The 15,656-nt window shown below is 68.9% G+C and carries 10 protein-coding genes; 6 read left to right on the top strand and 4 right to left on the bottom strand.

Annotated features, from left to right (window positions below):
- Positions 1-43: 43 nt before the first annotated feature.
- Genes fdhF through LPB260_RS21905 form a run of 3 tightly spaced genes read right to left on the bottom strand, consistent with a single transcriptional unit; the run spans position 44 to position 4,983 of the window.
- On the bottom strand, positions 44-2,887 hold the full coding sequence (gene fdhF / locus LPB260_RS21915) for a formate dehydrogenase subunit alpha (RefSeq protein WP_208707969.1): 2,844 nt from the start codon (positions 2,885-2,887) through the stop codon (positions 44-46).
- Between the two features lie 15 nt (positions 2,888-2,902).
- Positions 2,903-4,492, bottom strand: a complete 1,590-nt coding sequence (locus LPB260_RS21910; protein WP_208707968.1) for an NADH-quinone oxidoreductase subunit NuoF — start codon at positions 4,490-4,492, stop codon at positions 2,903-2,905.
- Entirely contained in the window at positions 4,489-4,983 is a 495-nt protein-coding gene (locus LPB260_RS21905) for a formate dehydrogenase subunit gamma (RefSeq protein ID WP_208707967.1), read from the bottom strand. Before LPB260_RS21905 ends, LPB260_RS21910 begins: the two co-directional genes overlap by 4 nt.
- A 202-nt stretch (positions 4,984-5,185) precedes the next feature.
- On the opposite strand from LPB260_RS21905, the gene LPB260_RS21900 reads away from it, so the two are divergent.
- From LPB260_RS21900 to LPB260_RS21890, 3 genes are all read left to right on the top strand, one after another.
- On the top strand, positions 5,186-6,274 hold the full coding sequence (locus LPB260_RS21900; protein WP_208707966.1) for a substrate-binding domain-containing protein: 1,089 nt from the start codon (positions 5,186-5,188) through the stop codon (positions 6,272-6,274).
- A 284-nt stretch (positions 6,275-6,558) separates the two neighbouring features.
- Complete coding sequence (locus LPB260_RS21895) at positions 6,559-7,038, top strand: glycine zipper 2TM domain-containing protein (protein WP_208707965.1); 480 nt, start codon at positions 6,559-6,561, stop codon at positions 7,036-7,038.
- A 50-nt stretch (positions 7,039-7,088) separates the two neighbouring features.
- On the top strand, positions 7,089-7,559 hold the full coding sequence (locus LPB260_RS21890; protein WP_208707964.1) for a glycine zipper domain-containing protein: 471 nt from the start codon (positions 7,089-7,091) through the stop codon (positions 7,557-7,559).
- 65 nt (positions 7,560-7,624) lie between these two features.
- On the opposite strand, the gene LPB260_RS21885 is transcribed toward LPB260_RS21890, so the two are convergent.
- Positions 7,625-10,462 carry an AMP-binding protein gene (locus LPB260_RS21885; protein WP_208707963.1) on the bottom strand — a complete coding sequence of 946 codons (2,838 nt, stop codon included), beginning with the start codon at positions 10,460-10,462 and terminating at the stop codon, positions 7,625-7,627.
- 187 nt (positions 10,463-10,649) lie between these two features.
- On the opposite strand from LPB260_RS21885, the gene LPB260_RS21880 reads away from it, so the two are divergent.
- From LPB260_RS21880 to LPB260_RS21870, 3 genes are all read left to right on the top strand, one after another.
- On the top strand, positions 10,650-11,963 hold the full coding sequence (locus tag LPB260_RS21880; RefSeq protein WP_208707962.1) for an MFS transporter: 1,314 nt from the start codon (positions 10,650-10,652) through the stop codon (positions 11,961-11,963).
- A gap of 100 nt (positions 11,964-12,063) precedes the next feature.
- Positions 12,064-13,104 (top strand): spermidine/putrescine ABC transporter substrate-binding protein, encoded by a 1,041-nt coding sequence (locus LPB260_RS21875; protein ID WP_208707961.1) that lies wholly within the window; start codon positions 12,064-12,066, stop codon positions 13,102-13,104.
- 43 nt (positions 13,105-13,147) lie between these two features.
- Positions 13,148-15,640 carry a bifunctional diguanylate cyclase/phosphodiesterase gene (locus LPB260_RS21870; protein WP_208707960.1) on the top strand — a complete coding sequence of 831 codons (2,493 nt, stop codon included), beginning with the start codon at positions 13,148-13,150 and terminating at the stop codon, positions 15,638-15,640.
- Positions 15,641-15,656 lie beyond the last annotated feature (16 nt).

Below are 15,656 nucleotides of genomic sequence, written 5' to 3'. Positions count from 1 at the left end.
AGAATGTCGGCGGGCCCTCACCCGGAGGGCCCGCCGGCGTCGGTCAGAGCTGGGTCACCTTGATCCGCGGCAGGAAGTCGAGCTGCTCCTGGGTGAAGCTCTGGAACTCCTTCTGCCATTCGGACGGCGCCTCGACCTTGCTGACCTGCACCGCGGTGACCTTGTACTCGGGGCAGTTGGTCGCCCAGTCCGAGTTGTCGGTGGTGATCACGTTGGCGCCGGACTCCGGATGGTGGAAGGTGGTGTAGACCACCCCCGGCTGCATGCGCTCGGTCACCACCGCACGCATCACGGTCTCACCGGCACGGCTGTTGATGCCGACCCAGTCGCCGTCCTTGATGCCGCGGTCCTCGGCGTCCACCGGATGCAGTTCGAGCACGTCCTCGGAGTGCCAGGAGCTGTTCGAGGTGCGGCGGGTCTGCGCGCCGACGTTGTACTGCGAGAGGATGCGTCCGGTGGTGAGGATCAGCGGCCGCTTGCGCGAGGTGCGCTCCTCGGTGGGGATGTACTCGGTGACCATGAAGCGACCCTTGCCGCGCACGAAGGCGTCCTCGTGCATGATCGGCGTGCCGTCCGGCGCCTCGTCGTTGCACGGCCACTGGATGCTGCCCATGCGGTCGAGCTTGGCGTAGCTGACCCCGGTGAAGGTTGGGGTCAGGCTGGCGATCTCGTCCATGATCTGCGACGGGTGGGTGTAGTTCATCGGGTAGCCGAGGGCGTTGGACAGCGCCACGGTCACTTCCCAGTCTTCCTTGCCGGCCAGCGGCGGCATCACCTTGCGCACCGGCGAGATACGCCGCTCGGCGTTGGTGAAGGTGCCGTTCTTCTCGAGGAACGAGGCGCCCGGCAGGAACACGTGGGCGAACTTGGCGGTCTCGTTGAGGAACAGGTCCTGCACCACCACGCATTCCATTTCCTTCAGCGCGTCGGTGACGTGCTGGGTGTCCGGATCGGATTGCGCCGGGTCCTCGCCCTGGATGTAGATGCCCTTGAAGGTGCCGGCATGGGCGGCGGCCAGCATGTTGGGGATGCGCAGGCCCGGCTCGTCGAGCAGGGTCACGCCCCAGGCCTGTTCGAACTGCGGACGGATCACCGGGTCGGAGACGTGGCGATAGCCCGGCAGCTCATGGGGGAAGGAGCCCATGTCGCAGGAGCCCTGCACGTTGTTCTGCCCGCGCAGCGGGTTGACGCCGACGCCAGCGCGGCCGATGTTGCCGGTGGCCATGGCCAGGTTGGCGATCGCCATCACGGTCGAGGAGCCCTGGCTGTGTTCGGTCACGCCCAGGCCGTAGTAGATCGCCGCGTTGCCGCCGGTGGCGTACAGACGCGCCGCGGCGCGCACCGAGGCGGCCGGCACGCCGGTGTTGGCTTCCATGGCCTCGGGGCTGTGGCGCTGGTCGGCGACGAAGTCGCGCCACTGTTCGAAGGCATCACGCTCGCAGCGCTCGGCGACGAAGGCTTCGTTGACCAGGCCCTCGGTGACGATGACGTGGCCCAGGCTGTTGAGCAGGGCGACGTTGCTGCCGGGGCGCAGCTGCAGGTGATGCTCGGCCTTGATGTGCGGGCTGCGCACCAGGTCGATGCCGCGCGGGTCGGCGACGATCAGCTTGGCGCCCTCGCGCAGGCGGCGCTTGAGCTGGGAGGCGAATACCGGGTGGCCGTCGGTGGGGTTGGCACCGATCACCAGCACCACGTCGGCTTCCAGCACCGAGTCGAAGTCCTGGGTGCCGGCCGACTCGCCGAGGGTGACTTTCAGGCCATAGCCGGTCGGCGAATGGCAGACGCGGGCGCAGGTGTCGACGTTGTTGTTGCCGAACGCGGCGCGCACCAGCTTCTGCACCAGGTAGGCTTCTTCGTTGGTGCAGCGCGAGGAGGTCAGGCCGCCGACCGCGTTCTGCCCATACTGCGCCTGGATGTCCTTGAAGCGCTTGGCCGCGTAGCCGATCGCCTCGTCCCAGCTGACGGTGCGCCAGGGCTGGTCGATGCTGTCGCGGATCATCGGCGCCTTGATGCGGTCCGGGTGGGTGGCGTAGCCCCAGGCGAAGCGGCCCTTGACGCAGGAGTGGCCGTGGTTGGCGTGGCCATCCTTGTTCGGCACCATGCGCACCACTTCGTTGCCCTTGACCTCGGCCTTGAACGAGCAGCCGACGCCGCAGTAGGCGCAGGTGGTGGTGACGCTGCGCTCGGCCTGGCCCATCTCGATCACCGACTTTTCCATCAGCGTGGCGGTCGGGCAGGCCTGCACGCAGGCGCCGCAGGACACGCACTCGGAGTCGAGGAAGTCCTCGTCCTGGCCGGCGGCCACCCGCGAATCGAAGCCGCGACCGTCGATGGTCAGGGCGAAGGTGCCCTGCACCTCTTCACAGGCGCGCACGCAGCGGTTGCAGACGATGCACTTGGCCGGGTCGTAGCTGAAATAGGGGTTGGACTCGTCCTTGGCCTCGGCCAGGTGGGTCTTCACCGGGTCGTAGCGCACCTCGCGCAGGCCGACCACGCCGGCCATGTCCTGCAGCTCGCAGTTGCCGTTGGCCGAGCAGGTCAGGCAGTCCAGCGGGTGGTCGGAGATGTACAGCTCCATGGTGCCGCGGCGCAGTTCGGCCAGCTTCGGGCTCTGCGTGCGCACCTTCATGCCCGGCTCCACCGGGGTGGTGCAGGACGCCGGATAGCCGCGGCGGCCTTCGATTTCCACGGTGCACAGGCGGCAGGAGCCGAACGGCTCGAGGCTGTCGCTGGCGCACAGCTTGGGCACGGCAATACCGGCCTCCTGGGCCGCGCGCATCACCGAGGTGCCGGCCGGCACGGTGATGGCGGTGCCGTCGATTTCCACCGTTACCGGGGCGCCGGTGCGGGCGGGGGTGCCATAGTCGAGTTCACGATACAGGGCCATGAGAGTGCCTCCGGATCAGCGGGCTTCGGTGGTGTCTGGCGACACCCCGAAGTCCTCGGGAAAGTGGTTGATAGCGCTCATCACCGGATAGGGCGTCATGCCGCCGAGGGCGCAGAGCGAGGCGCCGAGCATGGTGTCGCAGAGGCTCTTGAGCAGCTCGATGCGACCCGGCTGCGGGCCTTCGGAACGGGCCACGATGATCTGCTCGAGCAGCTCCTCGCCGCGGGTCGAACCGATCCGGCACGGGGTGCACTTGCCGCAGGACTCCACCGCGCAGAACTCCATGGCGTAGCGGGCCATGTCGGCCATGTCGACGGTGTCGTCGAACACCACGATGCCGCCGTGGCCGAGCACCGCGCCGAGGGCGGCGAAGGCCTCGTAGTCCAGCGGGGTGTCGAACTGCGACTCCGGCAGGTAGGCGCCCAGCGGGCCGCCGACCTGTACCGCGCGGATCGGCCGGCCGCTGGCCGAGCCGCCGCCGTATTCGTAGAGGAGCTCGCGCAGGGTGACGCCGAAGGCCTTCTCGATCAGGCCGCCGCGGGCGATGTTGCCGGTCAGCTGGATCGGCAGGGTGCCGAGCGAGCGGCCCATGCCGTAGTCCTTGTAGTAGGCGCCGCCCTTGTCGAGGATGATCGGCACCGAGGCCAGGGAGATCACGTTGTTGATCACCGTAGGCTGGCCGAACAGGCCCTCGATGGCCGGCAGCGGCGGCTTCGGCCGCACGGTGCCGCGCTTGCCTTCGATGCTCTCCAGCAGTGCGGTTTCCTCGCCACAGATGTAGGCGCCGGCGCCGCGGCGCAGCTCCAGGTGGAAGGCCTTGCCGCTGCCGAGCACGTCGTCGCCCAGGTAGCCGGCGGCGCTGGCACGGCTGATGGTCTCAAGCAGCACCGCCTCGGCATGCGGGTATTCGGAACGCAGGTAGATGTAACCCTTGGTCGCGCCGACGGCGAGACCGGCGATGGTCATGCCCTCGATCAGCACGTAGGGGTCGTCTTCCATCACCATGCGGTCGGAGAAGGTGCCGGAGTCGCCCTCGTCGGCGTTGCAGACGATGTACTTCTGCTCAGCCTGGCAGCCGAGCACGGTGCGCCACTTGATGCCGGTGGGGAAGGCCGCGCCGCCACGGCCGCGCAGGCCGGACTCGGTGACCTCGGCGACGATCGCCTCGGGGCTCATGCCCAGGGCGCGCTTGAGGCCGCGGTAGCCGTCGTGGGCGATATAGTCCTCCAGCGACAGCGGATCGGTGATGCCGGCACGGGCGAAGGTCAGGCGCTCCTGACGCTTGAGGTAGTCGATCTCCTCGGTCAGGCCCTGGCCCAGGGCATGTTCCTTGCCTTCGAGGAAGCCGGCGTCGAACAGGCCCGGCACGTCCTTGGCCTTGACCGGGCCATAGGCCACGCGGCCGGCCGGAGTCGCCACTTCCACCATGGGCTCGAGCCAGAACAGCCCGCGCGAGCCGTTGCGCACCAGCTTGATCTCCAGGTTGCGCGCCTTGGCCTCGGCGGCGATGGTCTGGGCCACGCGGTCGGCACCTAGGCTCAGGGCGGTGGCGTCACGCGGCACGTAGACGGTCAGGGTGCCTGCTTTCATGTTCGCCTCGCTCATGCCTGTGCCTCCTGTTCTGCCAGCAGGGCCAGCAGGTCCTCGGCGTCGACCCGCCCGTGCAGCTCACCGTTGAGCATGGCGTTCGGCGCGCAGGCGCAGTTGCCCAGGCAGTACACCGCCTCGAAGGTCAGGCTGCCGTCCTCGCGGGTCTCGCCCAGTTGCAGGCCCAGCTTGTCCTCCAGTTCGGCGGTCAGCGCCTTGACCCCCATCGACTGGCAGGCCTCGGCCTGGCACAGCTTGAGGTGCTGGCGCCCGGGCGGGCTGGCGCGGAAGTCGTGGTAGAAGCTGACTACCCCATGCACCTCGGCGCGCGACAGGCAGAGGTCCTCGGCGATCATCGGCAGCAGCTCGGGCGGCACGGCGCCGAGGCGGTCCTGGATGTCGTGGAGGATGGGTAGCAGTGCGCCGGGCTGACCACGGTGGGCGGCCAGTACCTCACGGGTAACGGCCTGGCACTGCTCGGGGTCGAAGCGCTGGGGAAGAGTGGCCATGTTCGTTGCTCCAGCCGGCAGGCATAGCCGGTGCTGTCGGGGAGACGACTCGATCCATTCACGGTATATGGACCGGTTATCTCTGGCGGTGCCTATTGGCTCGCCACATATGAAATAAAGTTCTTATACTCGGGCACAGAAAAGCCCCGATGAGGCAAAGTATCATGGGCCACCCCCCGATCAAATATGAAGTACCGAGCATATGATCCGTATCGAAATCCAACCCCGCTGGCGCTTCCACCAGGGTGACGGCAGCAGCCTCGACCCCCAGGGCCTGGAGCTGCTGCAAGCGGTGCACGACACCGGCAAGCTCACCGAGGCCGCCGCCCGGGTCGGCTACTCCTACCGTCACGCCTGGAACCTGCTGGGCAAATGGCAAGCGTTCTTCGGCAGCCCGCTGATCGACCTGGAGCGCGGCAAGGGCGCACGCCTGGCGCCGCTGGGGGAGAAGCTGCTGTGGGCCGACCAGCGGATTCGCGCACGCCTGTCGCCGCAACTGGACAACCTGGCCGGCGAGCTGGAACTGGAGCTCAACCGGGTGCTGCAGGCTGGCAACCCGGGCCTGCGCATCTTCGCCAGCCACGGTTTCGCCGTGGCGGCGCTGCGCGAATGGCTGGAACAGGACCCGAGCTGGGAGTGGGACGTGCAGTTCCGCAGCGGCAGCGAGGCGATGATCGCCCTGCACCGCCGCGACTGCGAGGTGGCCGGCCTGCATGTGCCCTTCGGCCCGCTCGGCGCCCTGAGCATGAGCCGCATCCAGCCCTGGCTGCGGCCGGACCTGCGGGTGATCACCTTCGTCATGCGCACCCAGGGCCTGATCCTCGCCCCCGACAACCCACGCGGCGTCCAGGGCCTGGCCGATCTGGCGGGCGGCGACCTGCGCTTCGTCAACCGCGAGCAGGGCTCGGGCACGCGCATGCTGCTGGAGAGCCTGCTGCGTCGCGACAACCTGGACAGCGCGGCGATCAAGGGTTTCCACAACGAGGAGTTCACCCACGCCGCCGTGGCCGCCTACGTGGCCAGCGGCATGGCCGACGCCGGCTTCGGCGTCGAGGCGGCGGCGCGCCAGTTCGGCCTGACCTTCATCCCCATGGCCCGGGAGAACTACTGCCTGCTGTGCCGCGAGGACAGCCTCGGCCTGCCGGCCATGGGCGCCCTGCTCAAGGTCTTGCAGAACCCGCAGTTCCAGGCGCAGATCAGCCAGTTGCCGGGCTACGCCCTGAGCCGTCCCGGCGAGGTGCTGCCACTGGCCCAGGCCCTGGAGCAATGGCGCAAGGAAAACCTGCTCTAGCCGCGCGCGCCACTCGCCCAGCTCCGGCAAGGCCTGGGACATTCCGACAGGTGCCGGGAGCGGGCCGAGGGTAGCCATCAGTACGCCACTGCCGGCGCGGCGAAAAACGCCCCATCCTGGCCGGACCAAGAAGCCTCAGACCGCCACAGATCGCCGGAGTTCTCCGCAAAAAACAAATATTTATGAACTGCGAGCAAAGTCGTGCAGCTCGTCGGCAGGCGCTTGCGCGGACCGTCACGCGGCCCGAGGATCGCCGCCATGTTCACCAAGAGGTCCTCCCAGCCATGAAGTATTTCTCGATCCTCCTGATGTCCCTGGGCCTGGTCAGTGGCGCGGCCATGGCCGGCACCAGCGAAGCCGGAATCGGCGGCGCCCTGGGCGGGGTCCTGGGCGCGGTGGTCGGCCAGCAGGTCGGCGGCAACACCGGCGCGACCATCGGTGCCGGGGTTGGCGGCGCGGCCGGTAGCGTGGTCGGCGCCGACCGCCGCAGCCGCACCGAGGCGGCCATCGGTGGCGCCCTGGGCGGCGCCGGTGGCAACGTCATCGGTCGCCAGGTCGGCGGCACCACCGGCGGCCTGATCGGCGCCGCGATCGGCGGCGGCGGTGGCGGCGCCCTGGGCAACTACTACGGCAACAAGAGCCGCTACGATGACCGCCGCCACTACCGCGACGACCATCACCATGGCCACCGCCACAAGCATAAGCACCACAAGCACGGCAAGCGCCACGGCTGGCATCACGGTCACGACCACGACGACGACTGAAACCGATCGCCCCCGGACCAAGCCCTTTCCACCTTAGCGAGATCGACCCTATGCGCACACTTCTCACCGCCCTGGCATTCTGCGCCCTGGCGTCCCCGCTCGCCTTCGCCGGCGACAGCACCAAGGTCGCCATCGGCAGCGGTGTCGGCGGCGCCCTGGGCAACGTCATCGGCCAGCAGGTCGGCGGCAGCACCGGCGCGGCCGTCGGTGCCGGCCTCGGCGGCGCCGCCGGTGGGGTGATCACCGCACCGCGCGGCAACAAGACCGAGGCGGCCATCGGCGGCGGCCTGGGCGCCGCCGGCGGCTCGGTGATCGGTGGCAAGGTCGGCGGCAGCACCGGCTCGACCATCGGCGCCGGCCTCGGCGGCGCCGCCGGCGGTGCCCTGGGCAACGTCATCGCCAACGACAACCGCCAGGATGACCGTGGCCACTACCATGACGGCCATCGCCACTCCCACGGCGACCACGGCCATCACCATGGCCACAAACACAAGAAGCACAAGAAGCACAAACACCACTGAGCCACTCGGCCGACACACAAAAAGCCCGCCTGCTGCGGGCTTTTTGCTGGGCGCGATTGCCGGGCTCAGCCGGCCAGCAGCAGCCGATCCGCCTCATCCAGCTGCTGCAGCAGCACCGCCCGCGCCTTGTCGCGCAGCTTGATCGCATCCAGCCAGTCGTGACCGTCGGCCAGCAACTGGCCGCACAGCTTGACCCGGACCTCGCCCCGGTGAGGGAACCACTGGCCGTCGCGCAACACCATGCGCGTGCCGCCCAGGGCTATCGGCAGCAGCGGCACATCGGCACGCGCGGCGAGGACGAAGGCGCCCATGCGAAACGGCTGCAGCCCCGGCTCGCGGCTCAGGGTGCCCTCGGGGAAGAACAGCAGCGACTGCCCACTGGCCAGGGTCGCCGCCAGGGCCTCGGCATCGGCGGCGCCGCGCTGGACGTCGAAGCGCTCGACGAAGCAGGTGCCGAGCCGGCGCAGGAAGCGCCCGGCGACGAACTGCTCGGCCAGCTCGCGCTTGGCGACGAAACTGAAGGTCGGCGGCAGCACGGCGCACAGCACCACCCCGTCCAGGTAGCTGGCATGGTTGGCGACCAGCACCCGTACCTCGGACGCGCGCAGCTGGGCCAGGCCGCTGGTGCTCAACGGCACCCCGGCCAGGCGCAGGAAGCCCCGCGCCGCCACCCGGGTCAGGCGTCGGCACCAGCTGCGCCGCGGCAGCAGCGCCACCGCCAGCCAGGTCAGGCTGGCGATGATCAGCAGCAGGGCCCAGAAATAACCGGCGTAGAGCAAGGCGCCCAGCGCCCGCAGCAGACGTCCGGCCTGGGCACCCAGCGCCGCCTGGCCCAGGCGCAGCAGCTGCCGCCACACGGCGCGGCGCGGCTGGCCGACCTCGCCGCGCTCGTACAGCTCGCGACTGGCGGCGCGGCGGATCTTGCCGCTGGAGGTCTTCAGCACGCTGTGCGGCGGCGCCAGCACCACATCGTCCGGCGCCACCCCGGTGAGGTCCACGGCGACGCGGCTGATCGCCTGCTGCAGGTCACGCCGCGCCGCACTGTCCTGCTCGTGGGTCTCGGCCAGCACCACCAGGCGCTCGCCGCCATGGCTGGCGGCGCCGCTGCCGAACACCGCCACGCAGCCCTTGCGCAGGCCCTGCAGGTTGCCGACGGCGGTCTCCAGGTCATAGGGGTAGATGTTGCGCCCGCCCCGGATGATCAGGTCCTTGGCGCGGCCACTGAGGTAGAGCTCGCCGCCCGCCATGTAGCCGAGATCGAGGGAGTCCAGCCACTCGCCATGCCGAACCCGCGCGCTCTCCTGGGCATTGCGGAAATAGCCGGCGGTGGTCGAAGGCCCCCTGAACTGCACATGGCCCTCGGTGCGCTCGGGCAGCTCCACGTCGCGGCCGTCGACCACGCGCACCTGATGCCCCGGCAGCGGCCGCCCGCAACAGACGAAGCGCAGCGCATCGGCGCTGTCCGGCTCGACCGGCTGCGCCTGGCCGCTGGCCTGGAATGGCCCGCGGCTTACCCAGTCGATCAGCGGGCCACGCTGCAGCGGCGGGAAGGTCACCCCCAGGGTGCCCTCGGCCAGCCCATAGACCGGCATCAACGCCGCCGGTGACAGGCCGTAGCCGGCGAAGCGCTCGGCGAAGCGCTTGAGGGTATCCGGATTGACCGGCTCGGCGCCGTTCAGCGCCAGGCGCCAGCTGCTCAGGTCGAGGCCTTCGAGGTCGCGTGCATCGAGCTTGCTCAGGCACAGCTCGTAGGCGAAGTTCGGCGCCGCCGACAGGGTCGCGCGGTACTGGTGGATAGTCCGCAACCAGCGCGCCGGGCGAGCGAGGAAGGCCAGCGGCGACATCAGCACCAGGTTGAAACCGTAATACAGGCTGCCGAGCCAGGCACCGATCAGGCCCATGTCGTGGTACATCGGCAGCCAGCTGACGAACACGTCCTCGGCGTCGACCTTCAGGGCCTTGCCCATGGCGCGCAGGTTGGCCAGCAGGTTGGCGTGGCTGACCATCACCCCCTTGGGCTGGCCGGTGCTGCCGGAGGTGTACTGCAGGAAGGCCAGGTCCCCGGCCTGGCGGGGCTGGGCGCGCAGGGCGCCGCTGCTCGCGGACAGTTCGGCGACGCTGGCGATCTCGCCCAGGCTCGGCACCTGGGGCTTGAGCAGATGGGCGAGCAGCTTGGCCTCGCTGACGGTGATCAGCATGCTGGCCTCGGCGTTGCCGAGGATGGCGGCCTGGCGGCGCAGGTGGTCCTCGATCTGCGACAGGCGCATCGGCGGATAGATCGGCACCGGCACGCCACCGGCCAGGAGAATGCCGAAGAAACCGAAGAGGAAGTCGCGCCCGGTCGGCAGCATCAGCGCCACCCGCTGCCCGGCCTCCAGGCCGCGCTGCTGCAGGCCGACGGCGACCGCCTGGGCACCCCGCTGCAACGCCGCGTAGCTGATGTCGTCGCTCGCCTCGCCGTCGCCCAGCAGGCGCACATGGCAGCGTTGCGGATGCGCGCGCACATGCCAGTCTAGCACCTCCATCAGCGTCTGCGCCTGCTCCGGGGTGCGCCGATCCGCCGCCGTTGCGACCCTCTCGGGTTCGCTGGCGGGCTCCGGCTCGGGCACCACCCCGCGCTCGACGCGCAGGGCCACGAGCAGGTCCTGGGGGGTGTCAGCGCTGGCGAACAGCGCTTCGGGCAGGCGCACGCCGAACTCGCGCTCGATGCGCGACCACAGCTCGACCCGGCCCAGGCTGTCCAGGCCCAGGTCGCGATCGAGCACGCTGTGCAGGCTGATGGCCGCCTCATCGGCGGCATGCGGGCGCAACTCGAGCACGGTTTGCCGGACTATCTCCAGCAGCTTCTGCGCCGTCCCTCGGTCATCCGCATCGTTGGCTGTGGCATGAGGCAGGCGACTCATCGGCGACTCCTCAGCAATGGGCGGTCGTTGGCGAACACCCTCGCCTAAGCACCATAAGCCTTTGCCGGCCAGGGCGATAATAACTCTGGCCCATAACAGGCCCGTGGTTATAGCCGCAGCCCCTCTCGCCGCCTGCGTCAGCCGCGGCTAGGCTTGCCCCATCGCCGCAGCCAAATGGAGATTCCCCATGTCAGCCAGCCTCGCCCGCGGCGTCGACCGCCGAGAAGCCTGGGCCTGGGCGATGTACGACTTCGCCAACTCCGGCTACACCACGGTGGTGATCACCGCGGTGTTCAGCGCCTATTTCGTCGCCGTGGTCGCGGGTGGCGCCAGCTGGGCGACCCTGGCCTGGACCAGCGGCCTGTCGCTCTCCTACGCCCTGGTGATCATCGGCGCGCCGCTGCTGGGCGCCTACGCCGACGCCTTCGCCTGCAAGAAGCGCCTGCTGCTGTACAGCACCCTGGGCTGCGTCGCCGGCACCGCCGCCCTGGCGCTGGCCGGACCGGGCGCCCTGGGCCTGGCGCTGCTTTTTCTGCTGCTGTCGAACTTCTGCTTCGGCTGCGGCGAGAACCTGATCGCCGCCTTTCTCCCGGAAATCGCCCGCGAGGACGCCATCGGCCGGGTCTCCGGCTGGGGCTGGGGCCTGGGCTATATCGGCGGCCTGGTCAGCCTCGGCAGCTGCCTGGCCTATGTCGCCTGGGCCCAGGCCCAGGGCCATACGGCCGCCCAGTTCGTGCCGGTGTGCATGCTGATCACCGCGGCGCTGTTCGCCCTGGCCAGCCTGCCGACCTTCCTCTTCCTGCGCGAGCGCAGCCTGCCGCAGCTGCAGCCCGGCGCGCGGCATGACGCGGGCGTGGCGTGGCGGCGCTTCGCCCGCACCCTGGGCGAGACCCGGCGCTACCGCGACCTGCTGCGCTTTCTCGCCTGCACCGTCTGCTACCAGGCCGGCATCGCCGCGGTAATCACCCTGGCGGCGATCTACGCCAACCAGGCGATGGGCTTCTCCACCCAGGACACCCTGCTGCTGATCCTGCTGGTCAACGTCACCGCCTCCATCGGCGCGGTGCTGTTCGGCTATCTGCAGGACCGTCTCGGCCATCGCGCCACCCTGGCCCTTACCCTGCTCGGCTGGCTGCTGATGGTCGGCCTGGCCTGGGCCGCCGAGGGGCCGCCGCTGTTCTGGCTGGCGGCCAATATCGCCGGCCTGTGCATGGGCGCCAGCCAGTCGGCGGGGCGCGCCATCGTCGGCCTGCTGGCGCCGCCGACGCGATTGGCTGAGTTCTTCGGCCTGTGGGGCCAGGCGGTAAAACTGTCGTCGATCCTCGGCCCGATGACCTACGGCCTGACCAGCTGGCTGTCCGGCGGCGACCACCGCCTGGCGATCCTGATCACCGGCGGCTACTTCGTCCTCGGCCTGCTGATCCTCGCCAGCGTCGACCTCAAGCGTGGCCGCCGCGCCGCCCTGGCCGATCTGCCGGTCAGCGCAGCGACAGCCCGCTGACCCACGGGGTACCGGGGCTGAGCCCCCTGGGCTGGACCAAGGTGGCAAAAAGGCAGCTACGCTTGAACAACGCCGATAGCTATAACAGGGACGCCTAAGCATGCAGAAAAACCGCTTCCTCCTATGCACCATTCTGGTGCTGTTACCGCTGCTCGGCCAGGCCAGCCAGCGCCAGCTGACGATCCTCAACTGGGGCGATTATCTGGCTCCGGAAGTGGTCGAGGCCTTCGAGAAGGCGCATGGGGTCAAGGTGGTGGAGAGCCTGTACAGCTCCGACGACGACCGCACCCGCCTGCTGATGGAGAACGACGCGGTGGGCTACGACCTGATTCTGGTCGCCGGCAGCGACCTGGCCAGCTACGCCAAACGCGGCTGGATCGCCCCGCTGGAGCATGCCCGCCTGCCCAACTTCAAGCACCTCGACGCACGCTGGCTGCAGGCCTTTCCCGCCGCGCAGGACTATGGCGTGCCCTATTTTTGGGGCACCCTGGGCATCCTCTATCGCAGCGACCTGGTGAGCACGCCGATCACCAGCTGGCTGCAACTGCTCCGGCCGGCCCCGGAATTGCAGGGCAAGATTGCCATGCTCGAGGACGGCCGCGAATTCATCGGTGCCAGCCTCAAGGCCCTCGGCTACTCGCTCAACAGCAGCGACCCGGCGCAACTCAAGGCCGCCGAAGCGCTGCTGCTCGAGCAGAAACCCCACGTGCGCACCTACGACGCCGTGTCCCTCGACGAGCACTCGCCGATTCTCAGCGGCGAGATCGTCGCCACCATCATCTACAACGGCGATGCACTCATGCTCAGGGAATACAACGACAAGCTGCGCTACGTGCTGCCCCAGGAGGGCGGCAACCTCTGGGTCGACTACTTCACCCTGGGCGCCAAGGCGCAGGACGTCGACCTGGCCTATGCCTTCCTCGACTTTCTCAACGAGCCGACCCAGGCCGCCCGGCAGGCGCTGTTCGCCCATTACGCATCGCCCAACCACGCGGCCCGGGCCCTGTTGCCCAAGGCCATGCTGGACGATCCGAGCATCTATCCCGATGCCGGCAGCCTGACCACATCCGAGTTCTATACCGAGCAGCCAGCCCGCGCCCAGCGTTTGCGCAACCAGATCAGTGCCCGCGTTCTGAACTAGGCGCCCGCGCCTTTGAACCCTAAAGCTCCGGCCATGTGAGGCCATGATGAAGCTGCGCATACGCCTGCCCCTGCTGGTCGTGCCCCTGATCACCGCCCCGCTGCTGCTGGCGGGCTTCCTGGCCTTTGTCGAGCTCAAGCACAGCGCCCAGCAGCGCGGTGACCAGCAGACCCAGTTGCTGCTGGATCGGGTCGACGCCCAGTTGCGCCAGCTGATCGACAGCGCCGGCGCCAACGTGCAGCTGTTCGCCGAAGACCCGCTGCTGCAGAAGTACCTGCTGGCCGGCGATGCGCAAGAGCGCTATGCCCTGCTGCAGCGACCGTTGCAGCGCAAGCTCAGCAGCATCCAGGGGGTATTCCCGCAGTACTACGAGATCCGCGTGCTGTTGCCGGACGGCTTCGAAGACCTGCGCGTCGACGACGGCGCGCTGGCCAACCTGACCGAAGAGGAAGGGCAGAGCCCCTTCTTCCTGGCCATGCGGGGCGCCAAGCGGGACGCCAACGTCAACCTCATCGCCATCAACCCGGACAATCGACAGCTGGCGCTCTATGTGACGCGGGCCGTCCACCTGATCGACCTCTCGCTCGACTCCTATAACGCCACGCCGCAGTTGCGCGGCTACCTGAGCCTGACCGTCAGCCTGCAGGCGCTGCTCGACACCCTGTCGCCCTCGCCCTGGCCCCAGGGCGGCATGCTCCTGAGCGACGCCCGTGGCCGGCCTCTGGCGGCCTCCCGGGAAATCGAGCATCTACCGGGGCTGAGCCAGCTCGACCTGTCGCCGCTGACCTCGACGGAAAACGCAGAGCGCTGGGTCCAGCTCGCCGACCAGGATTACCTGCACCGCGCCAGGCGCCTGAGCGATGACCTGTGGATCCACCTGCTGATCCCCGAGGCCGTGCTGCTCGACGAATCGCGCACCATCGGCAATCTGGTGCTGCTGATCTGCCTGGCGGCCATCGGCCTGTCCGTGCCGCTGCTGTTGCTGGTGATCCGCAGCCAGTTCCTGCGGCCGGTGGAGCGCCTCAACAAGGCCCTGGCATCGCTCGGCCAGCGCCAGCAACTGGTGCAGGTGCCGGTGCAGAACGACGACGAGATCGGCGAGCTGAGTCGCTCCTTCAACCAGATGAGCCTGGCCCTGTACCAGTCCAACGAGCAGATCCGCAGCCTGGCCTACAGCGACAGCCTGACCGGGCTGCCCAACCGCCTGATGTTCATCAAGACCCTGCGCCGCGAGATCGAGCAGGCGCGCCAGCACGGAGGGCGCTTCGCCCTGCTGTTCCTCGACCTGGACAACTTCAAGCACGTCAACGACACCCTCGGCCACGCCGCCGGCGACCGCCTGCTGGTGAAGGTGACCGAGATCTTCCAGGCCAACCTGCGCGGCTACGACTACCTGAGCCGCCCCGTAGGCATCGAGGTCGGCCGCGACATGGCGCGCCTGGGCGGCGACGAGTTCACCCTGCTGCTCTGCCACCCGGAGGCCGATCAGCTGGCCGGCCCGGTGGCCGAGCGCATCATCGCGGCGCTGGCCGAGCCGATCGACCTCGAAGGCAGCGAGTGCTATATCGGCTGCAGCATCGGCATCGCCATCTACCCCGACGACGGCAGGAGCGTGGAAGACCTGGTCAAGCATGCGGACCTGGCGATGTATCAGGCCAAGACCCGCGGCAAGAGCACCTACCAGTTCTTCTCCAGCGCCATCGCCGCGCGCTCCCAGGAGCGCGTGCTGCTCGACCAGCGCCTGCACAGCGCGGTGGAGGCGCTCAACTTCCACCTGCAGTTCCAGCCCATAGTCGACAGCCGCAGCCTGCGCATGAAGTCGGTGGAGGCGCTGATCCGCTGGAACGACCCGGAGCTGGGGATGGTGCCGCCGGACCAGTTCATTCCGATTGCCGAGGAGAATGGCCTGATCCTGCCCATTGGCGACTGGGTGCTGGAGCAGGCCGCGCGCCAGCTGGTCGCCTGGAAACAGCGCGGCCTGCCGCGGCTGCGGGTCGCGGTCAACGTCTCCAGCGTGCAACTGGCCCAGCCGGGTTTCGCCAGGCAGATCTCCCGGCTCCTGCGCAAGCACCAGCTGGGCGCCGACGAGCTCTATATCGAACTGACGGAAACCGCCGTCCTGCAGGGCCGCGAACAGGTACTGGGAAACCTCCACGCCCTGCGCGAGCTCGGCATACAGATCGCCCTCGACGATTTCGGCACCGGCTATTCCTCGCTCAGCTACCTGCAGACCCTGCCGATCGACATCCTCAAGATCGACCGCAGCTTCATTCTCAACCTGCAGGAGAACAACAACGGGGTGATCCTCTCGGCCATCATCACCATGGCCCATTCGCTCGGCATGCAGGTGGTCGCCGAGGGCGTGGAGGACCAGAGCCACCTGTCCTTCCTGCTCGCCGAAGGTTGCGACCTGCTGCAAGGCTACCTGTTCAGCAGCCCGCGCCCGGCCGAAGAGATCGAGCAGCTGATCGGCCAGCCGCTACCCGAGGCGCGCCAAGACACCGCCCAGACCTGCGGGCTTGTCGGGCCCGGCTAAGGCGCCGGAGCGCCGG

Source organism: Pseudomonas sp. LPB0260 (assembly GCF_013388395.1).
This window is presented reverse-complemented; position numbering and strand designations above follow the sequence as displayed.

Coding starts and splice junctions, on each gene's coding strand:
- LPB260_RS21885 (WP_208707963.1), bottom strand. CDS start 10,462: ATGAGTCGCCTGCCTCATGCCACAGCCAACGATGCGGATGACCGAGGG.
- LPB260_RS21905 (WP_208707967.1), bottom strand. CDS start 4,983: ATGGCCACTCTTCCCCAGCGCTTCGACCCCGAGCAGTGCCAGGCCGTT.
- LPB260_RS21895 (WP_208707965.1), top strand. CDS start 6,559: ATGAAGTATTTCTCGATCCTCCTGATGTCCCTGGGCCTGGTCAGTGGC.
- LPB260_RS21880 (WP_208707962.1), top strand. CDS start 10,650: ATGTCAGCCAGCCTCGCCCGCGGCGTCGACCGCCGAGAAGCCTGGGCC.
- fdhF (WP_208707969.1), bottom strand. CDS start 2,887: ATGGCCCTGTATCGTGAACTCGACTATGGCACCCCCGCCCGCACCGGC.
- LPB260_RS21870 (WP_208707960.1), top strand. CDS start 13,148: ATGATGAAGCTGCGCATACGCCTGCCCCTGCTGGTCGTGCCCCTGATC.
- LPB260_RS21910 (WP_208707968.1), bottom strand. CDS start 4,492: ATGAGCGAGGCGAACATGAAAGCAGGCACCCTGACCGTCTACGTGCCG.
- LPB260_RS21875 (WP_208707961.1), top strand. CDS start 12,064: ATGCAGAAAAACCGCTTCCTCCTATGCACCATTCTGGTGCTGTTACCG.
- LPB260_RS21900 (WP_208707966.1), top strand. CDS start 5,186: ATGATCCGTATCGAAATCCAACCCCGCTGGCGCTTCCACCAGGGTGAC.
- LPB260_RS21890 (WP_208707964.1), top strand. CDS start 7,089: ATGCGCACACTTCTCACCGCCCTGGCATTCTGCGCCCTGGCGTCCCCG.